Origin of the sequence: Martinezella calliandrae, assembly GCF_030272695.1 — a bacterium.
GTDB lineage: Bacteria > Pseudomonadota > Alphaproteobacteria > Rhizobiales > Rhizobiaceae > Rhizobium > Rhizobium calliandrae.
Genome location: NZ_JARFYN010000027.1, coordinates 52,158 through 67,298 on the forward strand (window position 1 = coordinate 52,158; position 15,141 = coordinate 67,298).

The 15,141-nt window shown below is 59.5% G+C and carries 17 protein-coding genes; 13 read left to right on the forward strand and 4 right to left on the reverse strand.

Annotated elements, in window-relative coordinates:
• Positions 1-92: 92 nt before the first annotated feature.
• The 8 genes from PY650_RS20225 (at position 93) to PY650_RS20260 (ending at position 7,222) form a co-directional block, all read left to right on the forward strand.
• Positions 93-521: a L,D-transpeptidase gene (locus PY650_RS20225; protein ID WP_285881332.1), complete on the forward strand. Its 429-nt coding sequence runs from the start codon at positions 93-95 to the stop codon at positions 519-521.
• Between the two features lie 247 nt (positions 522-768).
• A complete protein-coding gene (locus PY650_RS20230; protein ID WP_003495848.1) occupies positions 769-1,053 on the forward strand; it encodes an acyl carrier protein in 285 nt (94 codons plus the stop codon).
• Between the two features lie 120 nt (positions 1,054-1,173).
• Positions 1,174-1,647, forward strand: coding sequence for a 3-hydroxyacyl-ACP dehydratase FabZ family protein (locus tag PY650_RS20235; RefSeq protein WP_285881333.1), 474 nt, complete (start codon positions 1,174-1,176; stop codon positions 1,645-1,647).
• A 43-nt stretch (positions 1,648-1,690) separates the two neighbouring features.
• Entirely contained in the window at positions 1,691-2,896 is a 1,206-nt protein-coding gene (locus PY650_RS20240; RefSeq protein WP_285881334.1) for a beta-ketoacyl-ACP synthase, read from the forward strand.
• Between the two features lie 12 nt (positions 2,897-2,908).
• On the forward strand, positions 2,909-4,195 hold the full coding sequence (locus tag PY650_RS20245; protein ID WP_285881335.1) for a beta-ketoacyl-ACP synthase: 1,287 nt from the start codon (positions 2,909-2,911) through the stop codon (positions 4,193-4,195).
• A 54-nt stretch (positions 4,196-4,249) separates the two neighbouring features.
• Positions 4,250-5,278: a zinc-binding dehydrogenase gene (locus PY650_RS20250; RefSeq protein WP_285881336.1), complete on the forward strand. Its 1,029-nt coding sequence runs from the start codon at positions 4,250-4,252 to the stop codon at positions 5,276-5,278.
• Between the two features lie 5 nt (positions 5,279-5,283).
• A complete protein-coding gene (locus tag PY650_RS20255) occupies positions 5,284-6,216 on the forward strand; it encodes a lipid A biosynthesis lauroyl acyltransferase (protein WP_285881337.1) in 933 nt (310 codons plus the stop codon).
• 271 nt (positions 6,217-6,487) lie between these two features.
• Positions 6,488-7,222: a PAS domain-containing protein gene (locus PY650_RS20260; RefSeq protein WP_285881338.1), complete on the forward strand. Its 735-nt coding sequence runs from the start codon at positions 6,488-6,490 to the stop codon at positions 7,220-7,222.
• Between the two features lie 254 nt (positions 7,223-7,476).
• On the opposite strand, the gene PY650_RS20265 is transcribed toward PY650_RS20260, so the two are convergent.
• Positions 7,477-8,424, reverse strand: a complete 948-nt coding sequence (locus PY650_RS20265) for a zinc ABC transporter substrate-binding protein (protein ID WP_285881339.1) — start codon at positions 8,422-8,424, stop codon at positions 7,477-7,479.
• A gap of 99 nt (positions 8,425-8,523) precedes the next feature.
• On the opposite strand from PY650_RS20265, the gene PY650_RS20270 reads away from it, so the two are divergent.
• From PY650_RS20270 to PY650_RS20280, 3 genes are read left to right on the forward strand one after another with little or no spacing between them, the layout of a single operon-like run.
• Entirely contained in the window at positions 8,524-9,420 is an 897-nt protein-coding gene (locus PY650_RS20270) for an ATP-binding cassette domain-containing protein (RefSeq protein WP_285881340.1), read from the forward strand.
• Positions 9,413-10,240: a zinc ABC transporter permease subunit ZnuB gene (gene znuB, locus PY650_RS20275; RefSeq protein ID WP_285881341.1), complete on the forward strand. Its 828-nt coding sequence runs from the start codon at positions 9,413-9,415 to the stop codon at positions 10,238-10,240. The genes PY650_RS20270 and znuB overlap by 8 nt, the downstream gene beginning before the upstream one ends.
• Entirely contained in the window at positions 10,237-10,635 is a 399-nt protein-coding gene (locus tag PY650_RS20280) for a Fur family transcriptional regulator (RefSeq protein ID WP_285866489.1), read from the forward strand. Before znuB ends, PY650_RS20280 begins: the two co-directional genes overlap by 4 nt.
• A 49-nt stretch (positions 10,636-10,684) precedes the next feature.
• On the opposite strand, the gene PY650_RS20285 is transcribed toward PY650_RS20280, so the two are convergent.
• The gene (locus tag PY650_RS20285) at positions 10,685-11,215 is read right to left on the reverse strand and encodes a gamma carbonic anhydrase family protein (RefSeq protein WP_285881342.1); all 531 of its coding nucleotides are present in this window, start codon (positions 11,213-11,215) and stop codon (positions 10,685-10,687) included.
• Between the two features lie 15 nt (positions 11,216-11,230).
• Positions 11,231-11,926 (reverse strand): fumarylacetoacetate hydrolase family protein, encoded by a 696-nt coding sequence (locus PY650_RS20290; protein ID WP_285881343.1) that lies wholly within the window; start codon positions 11,924-11,926, stop codon positions 11,231-11,233.
• Positions 11,927-12,162: 236 nt separating this feature from the next.
• Between PY650_RS20290 and PY650_RS20295 the strand changes: the two genes are divergently transcribed.
• The gene (locus PY650_RS20295) at positions 12,163-13,134 is read left to right on the forward strand and encodes a DMT family transporter (protein ID WP_285881344.1); all 972 of its coding nucleotides are present in this window, start codon (positions 12,163-12,165) and stop codon (positions 13,132-13,134) included.
• Positions 13,135-13,355: 221 nt separating this feature from the next.
• Positions 13,356-14,396: a tRNA dihydrouridine(20/20a) synthase DusA gene (gene dusA / locus PY650_RS20300; protein WP_285881345.1), complete on the forward strand. Its 1,041-nt coding sequence runs from the start codon at positions 13,356-13,358 to the stop codon at positions 14,394-14,396.
• A 270-nt stretch (positions 14,397-14,666) separates the two neighbouring features.
• Here the strand turns inward: dusA and PY650_RS20305 are convergent, their stop codons facing one another.
• Positions 14,667-14,879 (reverse strand): cold-shock protein, encoded by a 213-nt coding sequence (locus tag PY650_RS20305; protein ID WP_285881346.1) that lies wholly within the window; start codon positions 14,877-14,879, stop codon positions 14,667-14,669.
• Positions 14,880-15,141 lie beyond the last annotated feature (262 nt).

A 15,141-nucleotide genomic window follows, 5' to 3' on the forward strand; every position in this document is an offset into this window, starting at 1 on the left:
CTATCTGTATTAATTTAGTATAATCTGAGAGCTGGTAGATTTGCCTTTCATCGGAATTGTTTCGAAAAGAAGCAACGGTGGAAGGGGACAAGATGAGACGAATACTGGCAGCCGTTGCCGCATGTCTGTGCGTGCAATTTCATGTCGCTTCAGCGCAGGCTGGAAGTGTAATTGCCAAAATTGATCTTCGATCGCAGACGATGACCGTTTCCGAGGACGGCGTTTTGAAGTATCGCTGGAAGGTATCGACGGCGCGCAGGGGCTATGTGACCCCGATCGGCTCCTATACGGCGAAATGGTTGTCGCGCGATCATCGCTCGAAGAAATACGACAATGCGCCGATGCCTTATGCGGTGTTCTTCGACGGCGGCTATGCAGTGCATGGCACCTATGAACTCAGACATCTCGGCCGGCCTGCCTCGCATGGCTGCATACGTCTCGAGCCGCAAAACGCCGCAACCTTCTTCTCTATGGCCTCGCAGGCCGGTCTGAGCAATACTCGCATCGTCATCAGCCAATGATCGTCGCTTGTTCATTGCTCCGGCGGTCTGCTCGTGGTTGTGGTTAATTTGCTCAGCATGGCCTTCAGGCCGCAATACTGCCGCATCTTGCTCGCATGTCGGCCGTTATTCCGGCAATTGTGCACGGCAAGTATCTTTGCTGTTTGAGCAACAGTGCTTGGTCAAATTACTGGGGTCTCAGGCGGAAACCATTGGCTTTTGGAATGGATTTCCCTATGAGGAGGGTTGAATTATCATTTCAAGAGGTATGGGCGTGACTGCTACATTCGACAAAGTTGCCGACATCATCGCTGAGACCAGCGAAATCGACCGTGAAACGATCACCCCAGAGAGCCACACGATCGACGACCTAGGTATCGACAGCCTTGATTTCCTGGACATCGTCTTTGCCATCGACAAGGAATTCGGCATCAAGATTCCGCTGGAACAATGGACGCAGGAAGTCAACGAGGGCAAGGTTTCGACCGAGGAATACTTCGTCCTCAAGAATCTCTGCGCCAAGATCGACGAATTGCGCGCCGCCAAGGGCTGAGCAACGTCTTTGCTTTTTTGACGCCCAGCCGCCCCTGAATATGGCGGCCGGGCGGTTTTGTTCCTAATTATCGCATTCTTCCCGGGCCAAGCGCGCCACCGGGTCGAATCGGAGGCGTTGATGCTGTTGGAATATTTCCAGATGATTGACCGGGTCCAATCGGTCGATCTGTCCAAGGGCGTTTTGAAGGCGCATTCGGTCGTCCCGGCCAAGAGCCCTGTTTTCGAAGGCCATTTTCCCGGCATGCCGCTCGTTCCCGGTGTCCTCCTCATCGAAACCATGGCACAGGCGTCCGGCATGCTCGTGCTCGCCGCGACGAAGTTTGCCTATATGCCGTTCCTGATGTCGGTCGACGGCGCCAAGATGCGCACTTTCGTCGAGCCGGAAGCCGAACTCGACATCGTCGCGGAACTGGAGCATGACGGTTCGGGCTTTGCGGTGACGAAGGCACGGATCACGATCGCCGGCAAGAAGATCTGCGATGCGCAGTTGAAGCTGCGCACCATGCCGTTTAATGAGGTGCCGCTCGCCGATATCGTGCGCAAGCGGGCAGGTGAGGTCGGGCTTCTCGACGCTATCGCTGCCAATGGCTGACGTTTCAGGCTTGCATGGCGCCGCATTCTAAGAGGATTGATGAATGAGCAAGGCTCTAAATGATGTGGTGATCACGGGTATCGGCATCGTCACTTGTCAGGGTGTTGGCAAGGATGTGCACGTCGCCCTGCTGAAATCGGACCAGGCGCCGCCGACCATCGTCGAAACCGAGAAATTCAAGCCCTATCCCGTGCATCCGCTGCCGGACATCGACTGGTCGCAGCAGATCCCGAAGCGCGGTGATCAGCGCCAGATGGAAAACTGGCAGCGCATTGGCGTCTTTACAGCCGGCCTGGCGCTGGATGACGCTGGATTCAAGGACGATCTCGAGGCTTGCGGCAGCATGGACATGATCGTTGCGGCCGGCGGCGGCGAGCGCGACATCAATGTCGATACGCTGATCGTCAATGAAGGCTTGAAACGTAATGATCGCGAAGTGCTTCTAAACGAGAAGCTGACGACGGAGCTTCGTCCGACGCTGTTTCTGGCGCAACTTTCCAATTTGCTCGCCGGCAATATCTCGATCGTCCACAAGGTCACGGGTTCGTCGCGCACCTTCATGGGCGAGGAGGCTTCCGGCATTTCGGCCGTCGAGACCGCTTTTCATCGGATCAAGTCGGGCGAATCGAGCCACGCACTGGTCGGCGGCGCGTTTTCTGCGGAGCGCCTGGACATGGTGTTGCTGATCGAATCGGTGAGCGCGCACGCGACGGGTGATTGGCATCCACTCTGGTCCCGCAAGCCGGAAAACGGCGGCGGCATGATCCTCGGTTCGCTCAGCGCCTTCCTGGTGCTTGAATCGCGCGCCCATGCCGAAGGCCGTGGCGCACGCATCTACGCAACGATCGACGCCATCGAAGGCGATCGCGGCAGCCGCGACGACGGCAAGTTCGAAGCGAGGCTTGAGCGCTTGCTCGAGCCTGCCAAGGGAGCTGAGGGTGACAGCACCGTCATCTTCTGCGGAACGACGGCAATTCAAGATCTCGCGACCCGCGAAAAGTCCGTGCTGGAGGCGCAGCTTCCGGCATCGGCCATTCGCGGCTATGCCGGTATCTCCGGCCATGGGCTTGAAAGCCAGTTTCCGCTCGGGCTTGCCTTGGCAGCGCTCGCGGTTGCCAACAGGGCCAAGGTGCCGCCTTTCGACGTCACGCATGAAAAGCCGATGAGCGCCGGCGCGCAGAAAGCTGTCGTGACCACCGTTGGTCATGCGCGCGGTGAAGGTGTCGCCGTACTTTCCGCCGAAGCGTGAGGAGTTAAGATCATGACCGCATCTGCCTATAAGGATCATCTTGGCCGCCCGATCGTCGCCGTTACCGGCATGGGCATCATCACCTCGCTCGGCCAGGGACTGCAGGACAATTGGAACGCGCTTTCATCGGGGACGTCGGGCATCCATGGCATCACGCGTTTCCCGACCGACGGACTTTCGACGCGCATTGCCGGTACCGTGGATTTCATCGACATTCCGGTGCCGAACGCCGTCGAGCGCTCTTATGCCTTCGCCCGCGAGACCACGACCGAGGCGCTAGCCCAGGCCGGCATTTCCGGCGATTTCAACGCACCGCTTTTCCTTGCCGCACCGCCGATCGAACCGGAATGGAGCGCACGTTTCGAGCTGGCCGACCGGTCGCCGCCGGCGGATCATCCGGGCGACGCCTATGAGCGTTTCCTCGCCGCCATGCGTGAGCGCCCCGATCCGGCTTTCCACGAGGCGGCCCTGTTCGGCGCGATTTCGGAGCGGCTCGCAGATCGTTTCGGCACACGCGGGCTGCCTGTGACCTTGTCCACGGCCTGTGCATCGGGCGTGACCGCGATCCAGCTTGGCATCGAGGCAATCCGGCAGGGCCGTACGACGCGTGCGCTGACGGTGGCGACCGATGGTTCGCTCAGCGCCGAAGCGCTGATCCGCTTTTCGCTGCTTTCGGCACTGTCGACGCAGAACGACCCGCCGACCAAGGCATCCAAGCCGTTCAGCAAGGACCGCGACGGCTTCGTCATCGCAGAAGGTGCCGCAACGCTTGTGCTGGAATCACTGGAGGCGGCGGTTGCGCGCGGCGCCAAGATCCTCGGCATCATGAAGGGGGCCGGCGACAAGGCCGATTCCTTTCACCGTACCCGCTCGTCGCCGGACGGCGGCCCGGCGATCGCAACGATCCGCGCCGCTCTGGCGGATGCGGGGATGGCCGAGGCCGATATCGGCTATATCAACGCCCATGGCACATCGACGCCGGAAAACGACAAGATGGAATACGGTTCCATGTCCGCCGTCTTCGGTGAGCGGCTGTCCAGCATCCCGGTATCGTCCAACAAGTCGATGATCGGCCATACGCTGACGGCGGCTGGTGCGGTCGAAGCGGTGTTTTCGCTGCAGACGATGCTGACCGGCACGCTGCCACCGACCATCAACTACAACAATCCCGACCCGTCGATCATTCTCGACGTCGTGCCGAACAAGAAGCGCGAAAAGCAGGTGGGCGCCATCCTTTCGAACTCTTTCGGGTTCGGCGGGCAGAATGCCAGCCTTGTCATGGCGCTTGAACCGGCTTAATCGGACTTCTGAAAAACCGGATATAATTGCGCCCGAGTGGCGAGGGACTTTGTTATGCGCGCTTTGCAACTGATCGACGACCGCAAACTTGAGATCACCGATCTGCCGGAGCCGGAGGCGCCAGCCGCGGGTGAGGTGACCCTGCGTGTCAAAGCGGTCGCCCTCAATCATATCGATGTCTGGGGCTGGCGCGGCATGGCCTTCGCCAAGCGCAAGATGCCGCTCGTCATCGGTGCTGAGGCTGCCGGCGTCGTCGAAGCGATCGGACCGGGGGTCGCCAACGTGCTGCCCGGCCAGCTCGTGTCGATCTACGGTGCGCGCACCTGCGGGCTCTGCCGCCATTGCCGCGAGGGCCGCGACAATCTGTGCGAACATGTCGGCGGCGTACATGGTTTCCATCTCGACGGCTTCGCGCAGGAGAAGGTCAATCTGCCGGCGCGCTTGCTGGTCCCGGCTCCTCCGGGTGTCGATGCGATCGGTGCGGCGCTTGCGCCCGTCACCTTCGGCACGGTCGAGCATATGCTGTTCGACAATGCCAAGCTGGAGCCGGGTGAGACGATCCTCGTTCATGCCGGCGGTTCCGGCATCGGCACGGCCGCCATCCAGCTTGCAAAGAAGATCGGCTGCACGGTCATCACGACCGTCGGCTCCGACGACAAGATCGAGAAGGCCAAGGCGCTCGGCGCCGATCACGTCATCAATTATCGTACCGACCGCTTCGAAGGCGTGGTGCGTAAGCTGACCAAGAAGATGGGCGTCGACGTCGTCTTCGAACATGTTGGCAAGGATACCTGGGCCGGGTCGATGCTGTGCATGAAACGCGGCGGGCGTCTCGTCACATGCGGGTCGACCTCGGGCGTCTCCACCGACATGAACCTGATGATGCTGTTCCAGCAGCAGTTGAAGTTGCTTGGCTCCTTCGGCTGTCGCATGGAAAATATGGCGAATGCCATGCAGAAGATGGCGCGCGGGCTGGTGCATCCGGTGATCGACACCGAAGTGAGCTTCGGCGATATCGACCGAGCCCTGGAACGGATGGAATCGCGCCAGATTTTCGGCAAGATCATCCTCAAAATGGATTGATCGGCGTGAAGCTCGTCATTACCCGGATCGTGCTTGCCGTCCGGCATTTCCGCCAATGGCTGATCGCGCAGATCATCTTCGGCTTCCTGAACTTCCTAAAACTGTTTCCGGCCGATGGCGGGATCAACTTCGCTGACTGGCTGACCCGCAAGATCGGGCCGCGCATGCGTCGCCACAAGCTGATGCTGGCGAACCTGCACAACGCTTTTCCCGAGAAGAGCGATGCGGAGATCGGGGAGATCGCGCTTTCAAGCTGGGGCAATATGGGGCGCCTGGCAGCGGAATATGTCTTCCTCGATCGGCTGTTCGATTTCGATCCTTTCAGCGAGAAGCCGGGCCGCATCGAGGTATCCGGCATTCCGATCTTTGTCGACCTCATGGAAAATCCGAGGCCCTTTATCGTCTTTACCGGACACACGGGCAATTTCGAACTGCTGCCAGTTGCGGGGGCGGCTTTCGGGCTGAAGGTTACCGTACTCTTCCGCCCCCCGAACAATCCCTATGTGGCGCAGAAGGTTTTCGATTTTCGCGCCAAGCGCATGGGAAACCTAGTGCCCTCGCATGCGGGATCGTCTTTCACCCTGGCCCGGCAATTGGAGGCCGGCAGCGGCGTCGGCGTGCTGGTCGACCAGAAATTTCGCAAGGGGCTGAAGACGTTGTTCTTCGGTCGCGACGTCAAGACCAATCCGCTGTTGCCGAAACTGGTCCGTCAGTTTGATTGCGAGGTTTACCCGGCTCGCTGTATTCGGTTGCCGGATAACCGTTATCGGCTGGAAATCGAGCCGCGACTTGAGATGCCCCGCGACGAGCGCGGCAACCTCAACCTGGCCGCGACGGCGCAGTTGCTGAACGACAAGGTCGAAAGCTGGGTAAGAGAACATCCGGAGCAATGGCTGTGGTATCACGACCGCTGGAATATCAAAAAGTCTGTCTTTTAAAGGTGTTACTTAAATAAGGCCGTTCGTAGCAGAACGGATCAATTTAATCCCTACGAGCTTCCATATTGACCTTAGGTAAGCCTCGACTTTCGGAAAAATTCGCCTTTCCCGGGAACTTCAATCTATCAGGATTGAATGTGAGGGTAAGTCATGTTATCTCAACCGCAAGAAAGTTTGGCGAGATAGCGGACGCCAGGCTGAAGATCCTTGTTCACAGCAGCTTCGGGGTTGAGGCCCGAGGCTAAACTATGGGCAAGGACAGGAGGGCAATTTGCTGGCACTCTTTCATGCCTTCTCCATAAAATGCACCCAGATTCAGCGGGCGATCAAACTGGGTGATGATGAACTGGTTGGTTCACTCGATCGCGAATTGGAGCCGCTCGTAACAGCGATCCTGTCCTATAAAGCCACCAGCCTTCTCGAAATGTACATGCAGCTGCAATTCATGAGCAACCTCATCCGCGAGGAATCGGATGATCGCTCACGGGTGGTGCGTAATTCTGCGTCGCTGTCGTCGCTGATCGATCGCTATTTTGGCGGCGCCAGTCAGGCTGCGGCTGAAGTGCTGATGGCGTTTTCCGCAAAGAAAAACGAGCAAGCAGGCGAGGCCGCGGGTTTCGACGACGACAACGTTTTGAACGATGTCATTCTCGACAGCCTGCCGGACCGTGTCGCTGTCATTACGCGCGATTATCGTTATCTCTATAGCAATGCAGCCAATTCCGAGTTTCTGGAATCGAAACCGATCGAGCTGGTCGGCCGGCATGTTTCCGAATTCATCGGTTCTGAACGGTTTGAAAACGGCGTCAAGTCAAAGCTTGACGCATGCTTCGCCGGTCAGACGGTTGAATGCCTCTATCCGTCCTATCACCCGATGGATGCCAATAAGACCCTCCATTGCCGGATGACGCCGCTGCGTGCCACCAAGTCGAGAGGCGAAGTGACCGGCGCTCTGTTGGTCGTCCATGAAGTCGGCGTCGTTCCGAGGAACATGCTGGTTGCCTGACCGGCCGTTTCAGCATCCTGACAAGGGAGTTGCGATCGCGTGCGCCATGGGGTGGGCGCAGTCGGCTGTCGTTCTCCTCATCGAAGCCTTGAGAAACCGGCCGTCGAGCCTCTATCTGTTAATTCAATTTGCGGTGCTGGAGCGGTTTTTGCGTTTCACAGCTTCGTTTTCCCGCTCTACTGCTTTGTTTTTACGCAATTGCCGGCGGAAAAGTGCGCGCAATAGCTCGCCACCATCGCCAATTGTTACCTGTCTCAGGAGAGGCAGGACTTCAGGGAATTGGCGATGCCTCGCATCAGGTTGAAATAGAGATCCGGTCCTTGCGGCAGCGTCGCAGCTTCCGGATCGAGCACGCCCGACTTAGCTGATGTACCCTGGATGACGACGTTGACAAGTTTCGGCTCGAATTGCGGCTCGGCGAAGACGCAGGTAGCGCCGAGATCGGCGACCTTGCCGTGGATTTCCGCCACCCGTTGAGCGCCGGGGATGCTTTCGGGGCTTACCGTGATCGAGCCTGCGACACGTACGCCGTAGCGGCGCTCGAAATATTGGTACGCATCGTGGAATACGATGAACGGCTTGTCCTTGATCGGCGCGATGGTCGACGCGATTTCCGCATCGAGCGCGTCCAGTTTGTCGTCCAGTGCCTTCTGGTTCGCTTCATAGGAAAGGGCGTTGGCGGGATCGGCTGCGACCAGTGTCGTGGTGATCTCGGCCGTCATCGCTTTGGCATTGTGCGGATCGAGCCACAGATGTGTGTCGAACGCTCCATGATCGTCTGAACCGCCCGCATTTGCCGCCGGTTCGTCGCCATCGTCATCCGCTTCGAACGCGCCGCCCTGGCGGAATTTCAGCTTGGCGATGCCCGGTGCCTTATCGAGTTCGACGACGAGGGCGTTCGAGCCGAGGGCCGAGAGCGGCTTCTCCAGGAAAGCTTCCATGCCGGGACCGACCCAGAAGACCACCTTCGCCGATTGCAGCGCCCGCGCATTGGAGGGTTTCAGCGCATAGGTGTGCGGCGAGGCGGCGCCGTCAACGATCAGATCCGGTGCGCCGACGCCCTGCATGATCGCTGCGACGAGCGAGTGAACAGGTTTGATCGATACCACCACTTCGGGCGGATCTGCGCTTGCCGGGGTAGCCAATAGCCCGAAAAGCAACAAGGAAGCGGTGAGGGGGAGGATGGCCTTTGCCGGGGTCATGCGATACTGACCTTGAATGAGTTTGTTATGTTATTACATCAATTGCGTTATGCTATAACGTGTGCGATAGCAAGGCGCAACAGCACAAATGGAAATTTCATGCTTTCTTCCATGGACAATAAGGGCCAGCCGCTTGTGTCGCTCCATGACGTCGGCGTTCGCCGTGGCGGCCGCTGGCTGGTGCGCGGCGTCGATTTTTCTGTGAGCCGCGGCGAGATCGTCACGTTGATCGGTCCGAACGGTTCCGGCAAGTCCACGAGCGCAAAGACTGCGATCGGCGTATTGAAGCCGGATGAAGGCAGCGTCGAACGTATTGCCGGCCTCAAGGTCGGTTATGTGCCGCAGAAACTTGCCGTCGACTGGACCCTGCCGCTCAGCGTCCATCGTTTAATGACTTTGACCGGGCCGTTGGCCGAAACGGAGTTGAAGGCAGCACTGGAGGCCGTGGGGATCGCCCATCTCGCCAAGGCGGAGGTGCAGCATCTTTCCGGTGGCGAGTTCCAGCGGGCCTTGCTGGCTCGCGCCATTGCCCGCAAGCCAGACCTGCTGGTGCTGGACGAACCGGTACAAGGCGTCGATTTCAGCGGCGAGATCGCGCTTTATGATCTCATCAAATCGATCCGCAATTCCGAAGGCTGCGGCATTCTGCTGATCTCGCATGATTTGCATGTCGTCATGGCCGCGACTGACACTGTTGTTTGTCTGAATGGCCATGTCTGCTGCCGCGGTACGCCCCAGGCGGTTACTCAGAGCCCGGAATATGTGAGGCTGTTCGGCACTCGGGCGGCCCAGTCGCTGGCGATCTACAGCCATCACCACGACCATACGCACTTGCCTGATGGCCGCGTGCAGCATGCCGACGGCTCGATTACCGATGATTGCCGCACTGACGACGGCCATCATGGCCATGGCCATGGCCATGACCATCACGACCACGACCATGAGTATGCTCACCGCGACCATGATCATCATGCCGCGGGAGAACGCCATGTTTGACGATTTCTTCCTCCGCGCCGTCGTTGCGGGCGTCGGGCTGGCGCTGACCACCGGACCGCTCGGCTGCTTCATTATCTGGCGGCGCATGGCCTATTTCGGCGATACGATCTCGCATTCGGCATTGCTCGGCGTGGCGCTGTCGCTGCTCTTCCAGCTCAACCTGACACTCTCCGTTTTCGCGGTCGCGGCGGCCGTGTCGATCCTGCTCCTTTTCCTCCAGCGTCGCCAAGCGCTGTCGGCGGATGCGTTGCTCGGCATCTTGTCGCATGCGACGCTGGCGATCGGCCTCGTCATCGTCGCTTTCATGAGCTGGGTAAGGATCGATCTCATTGCTTTCCTCTTCGGCGACATTCTCGCCGTCAACCGCTCGGATATTGCCCTGATTTGGGGCGGTGGCATTCTGGTTTTGGCGGCTATTGCCTGGCTTTGGCGGCCGCTGCTCGCCTCCACTGTCAATCCGGAACTCGCCGAGGCGGAGGGGCTTGAGCCGGAGCGGGCGAAGCTGTTCTTCATGCTGCTGATGGCCATCGTCATCGCCATCGCCATGAAGATCGTCGGTATCCTGCTGATCACCGCGCTGCTGATCATTCCTGCCGCTACCGCTCGCCGCTTTGCCGCGACGCCCGAGATGATGGCTGTTTTTGCGTCGCTGATTGGTGCCGTCGCCGTGGTTGGCGGGCTGTTCGGTTCGTTGCGTTACGATACGCCTTCCGGCCCGTCGATCGTAGTGGCGGCGCTCGTTCTGTTTATCATTAGTCTGCTGCCCCTTGCCCGCAGGGCCGGCGCGCCGGCGGCGCATCAGGGAGGACAGGAAACATGACCACTCCGATACTCACCAAGAACCAGTCGCTGGTTTTCGATGTCCTGACCAAGGCCGAGGCGCCGCTCAGCGCCTATACCATCCTCGATAAGCTGCGCGATCATGGTTTCCGCGCGCCGCTGCAGGTCTATCGAGCGCTGGACAAGCTGCTGGAATATGGCGTCGTCCATCGCCTCGAGAGCATCAACTCCTTCGTCGCCTGCGCCCATCCGGACGAGAATTGCCATAGCCACGGCCTCGTCGCCTTCGCTATCTGCGAAAGCTGCGGCCAGGTGATCGAATTCCACGACCATGAGGTGGACCATCGGCTGATGCACTGGCTGAAATCGCATAAGTTCAAGGCCGAGAAGTCGACCATCGAAATCCGCGGCCATTGCGCCAGCTGCGCCGCTTGAATTTCAGTGCGGCTTTATCCCTAAAGCGGCGAACTTTCGGGGACGCCACCTAATCCAGTCTCTTGAGGTCGCGTGCAAAACGCTGCCAGTTGGCGATGTAGTTGCGGGCCGAGCGGCGCAAGCCTTCAATCGCAGCATCATCCAGCGTGCGGATCGCCTTGGCCGGAGCGCCAACGATCAATGAGCCGTCGGGAAATTCCTTTCCTTCGGTCACCAGTGCATTGGCACCGACAAGGCAATTCCTGCCAATCTTTGCGCCATTCAAGATAGTGGCGCCCATGCCGATCAGCGAATTGTCGCCGATCGCGCAGCCGTGGATGATCGCATGGTGGCCGATCGTGCAGCCTTGACCGATGGTGGCCGGGAAGGCGGGGTCGGTGTGCACCATCGCCCCCTCCTGGATATTGGTGCCCTTGCCGATAACGATCGGCTCATTGTCGCCGCGCAGGACCGCGCCAAACCAGATGCCGACATCTTCGCCGAGCTCGACCTTGCCGATCACATTTGCGTCGGGCGCTATCCAATAGCGGCCGGGATCGGGCGTCTTCGGCACCAGGCCTGCGAGGGCATAAAGCGGCATCTCGTTTCTCCCCGGTTAAACGACGTTTAGCGTTAAGGCCGCGACGCCATCGACGGCGCAGGTGATCGTGTCGCCGCGCGCCACAGGTCCGACGCCGGCCGGCGTGCCGGTCATGATGATATCGCCCGGCGCTAGCGCAAACAGCTTCGAGAGCTCGGCAATAATTTCCGGCACCTTCCAGATCATCTGCGACAGGTCGCCTCTTTGCGCCGACTCGCCGTTGCGCATCAGCCAGATGGCGCCCTTGTCCGGATGGCCGACGCGTGTTGCCGGGACAAGAGCCGAAACGGGGGCGGAATGTTCGAAGGCCTTGGCGACTTCCCAGGGACGCCCAAGCTTCTTGGCTTCACCCTGCAGGTCGCGGCGGGTGAAATCGATGCCGACGGCATAGCCGTAGATGCAATCCAGCGCCCTCTCGGTCGCAATATCGGCGCCGCCGCCTTTCAGGGCGATCACCAGCTCGACCTCGTGATGCACATCCGACGACAGCGGTGGATAGGGGAAATCACCGTTTGCAAATAGATTGTCCGGATTTTTCTGGAAGAAGAACGGCGCTTCGCGGCTAGGGTCGTGGCCCATCTCGATTGCATGGTCGGCGTAATTGCGGCCGACGCAATAGACGCGGCGCACGGGGAAGAATGCGGTTTCGCCTTCGATCGGCAGTAGGACAGGCGCGGGCAGGGCAATGACGGTGGCAAATTGTTCGGTCATGACAATCTCTTCAAATAGTTCGTCTGCTGCCAGAAGATCCATGTCTTCCGGTTCCAACGCCAACCTAGCACCAATGGGGCAGAGGAGAAAACCAACCTTCGGAAAGGTTTGAGTATAAAGCGTCGAGGGTTTTGCGCTGACACTCTGAGGAACAGTGGCAGGACGTTTGCCCTGGCCCGCCCCCGCTCAGCCCCTGTCGATTGTCGAGATGATGGGAATTGTGGCATAACCAAACCATGGCGATAAATGTTTTGGGGGTCCACATCAATCGCGACGGCACGGGACAGGCGGCGGGCAATTCGCTTGCGTCGGCCTATTGCGTGGCGGTTGTCTGCTGGTTGCTGTCGGCTGGCGTCTATATCGCCGCGAAATGGGTGTCTCACGAAATGCCGCCCTTCGCGCTTTGCTTCTGGCGCGTGCTGATCGCCTGCGCGATCCTGCTGCCGATCGTGCGCCGGCATTTTGGCGCCATGGTTGGCCTTGCGCGGGCTCGTCCGCTCGAACTGCTGTGCATTGGCGGCATCGGGCTTGCGATTTGCCAGGGCCTGCTCTTCACCGGCCTGGAACATGCGGACGCCACGACGGCCGGCATTATCATGGCTCTGATCCCCATCATCACCATGATCTTTGCCCGCCTCATTCTGGGCGAGCCGATGGGAACCTGGCAGGTGACGGGATCTTTGATCGCTTTTCTCGGGATCGTGACCATCGTCGTCAAGGGCAGTCCGGCCGCTTTGATGCGCCTCGATATCAATCCCTCGGAGCTGTGGATCGTCGCCGGCTCCTTCTGCTTCAGTCTTTATACGGTTCTGCTCCGCCGCGCCAAATTCGACATAGAGCGCCTTGCGCTCCTGGTGTTGCTGCTCGGTGCCGCGGTGCTCACGGCGCTGCCTTTCTATATCTGGGAGCTTGCGTCCGACGAGCGCTCCGCACTCAACGGCAACGGCCTGATCGCTCTCGCCTATGTAGCGATACCTGGCGGAGCGCTGACCTATTATCTTTTCAATCGAAGCGTCGAGGCTCTGGGTGCGGCCCGGGCGGGCGTGATGCTCTACCTCCAGACAATCTTCACCGCCGTGCTCGCCTATCTGCTTCTTGGCGAGCAGTTGCAGTTCTATCATCTCGAAGGCGCGGCGATCATCATCGTCGGCCTGCTACTCGTCACCCTGCTGAAACCTAAGACCGAACTCGCGGCGGCAAAGCGCTGATGCTTGCAGTCACGTTGTGGTCAGCCAGTGCCACGCTCTCGCAGATGAGGGCTTGCCGCCTCGTTTGAACTTTGACGCCATCTCGCTTTATTCCTATCTCTGCTGTATATCGCCTCTCGAAATCGTGCCCATCTTGTTGCTATCAGCTTTTTAAGGTCGCTTTGACGCAGCAACAGACGCTTCGAGCGGGCCAGAACAAAGTTTATGCGATGAGACAAGACATGACAAAATCGGCAGAAAAGCCCGGAGTGCCGGCGGATGGCCTCTATAGCCGCAAGCCGGTTTTTGCCGTTGCACCCATGATCGACTGGACGGATCGGCATTGTCGGTATCTGCACCGGCAGATCAGCCGCCACGCGCTGCTCTATACCGAGATGGTGGTGGCGGATGCGATCATCCACGGGCCACGCGACCGGCTGCTCGGTCATGATGCCAGCGAGCATCCCGTGGCGCTGCAGCTCGGCGGCTCCGATCCCGCCAAGCTTGCCGAAGCCGTGCGGATCGCCGGGGCCTATGATTACGACGAGATCAATCTGAATGTCGGCTGCCCATCGGATCGCGTGCAGTCCGGCACGTTCGGCGCCTGCCTGATGCTGACGCCGGAGACGGTGGCGGATTGTATTGCGGCGATGAAGAAGGTTTCCATGATCCCGGTGACGGTGAAATGCCGAATCGGCGTCGATGAGCAGGCGCCGGAACAGGCGCTGCCCGATCTCATCACCCGCGTGCTCGACGCCGGCGCGGATGCGATCTGGATCCATGCCCGCAAGGCCTGGCTGAAGGGCCTGTCGCCGAAGGAAAACCGGGAGATTCCGCCGCTGGACTACGACATCGTCTACCGGATGAAAGAGCGTTGGCCCAATGAATTCATCGGCATCAACGGCGGTATACAGACGCTGGACCAGGCGCAAGCACATCTTGCCCATGTGGACGGCGTCATGCTCGGGCGCGCCGCCTATCAGAACGCGGCCGTTCTCGCCGATGTCGATCATCGCTTCTATGGCGAACCGGCGATCGAGCCGGATTGGAGCGGCCTTTGTGACCGCATGATGGCTTATGCGGAGCGCCATATCGCCCATGGCGGCCGCCTGCAGCATGTCGCCCGCCACATGGTCGGCCTGTTCGCCGGCCTGCCGGGCTCACGCCGCTACCGGCAAATCCTCTCCACCGACGCCAACAAGCCGGGCGCGGGGCCGGAGGTGATCGCGGCGGCATTCGCGGCGGTGGATTTTGTCGGCGAGGGCGAGCGCGTAAGCGCGTAAGGGCACGCCGCCTGCTCGCCCTTGGCGGGCGAGAAAGCAAAAACCTAGGCTTAGATGAGGTTTCGCTCCTCTTCTAAGTCTTTGTTTTTGCGGGATCTGGGGGTCGAAATTCCCAAAAAGAAAGAAATTGCTTTGTCGCCCGCCAGGTGAGATAGGCCATCGCGCTTGTCGTACCGAACGACCCATGGCTTGGGATACCCCCACAAACGCAAAAAAACGGCGCGGTTTTCACCGCGCCGTTCGAAACTTTAGCCAGGTATCAACTCAGACTTAGGAAGCCCGGATGTTGACAGCCTTCGGGCCCTTGCCCATACGATCCGGCTCGGTGTCGAAGGTGACCTGCTGGCCTTCGCGGAGCGACTGGATGCCGGAGGCCTGGAGAGCGGAAATATGGACGAATACGTCCTTAGCGCCGCCGTCCGGGGTGATGAAACCAAAACCCTTGTCCTGGTTGAAAAACTTTACGATGCCCTTGGTGGCCATTGGGATAGTCCTTTTCCCTTCAGTCTGATGTCTGCCCGGGCTGCCCCGAGCGGTTTAGTCTTTGCCCTACGCAAAGACCAGTCGAGAAGTCACGTACGGGGAAAGAACGTCTACGCAGAGGATAAACCTCTGAGGCTGCCTCGCGCAGTCGGCATTGCCAAATCAGTCCAGTCACCGGCAAGCAAATGCCCGAGCGGGCATATGGGTGACAGGATTTGCGACAAAAGGCAAGGGGGAATATTGGGGCAAAGCGAGAACGGCG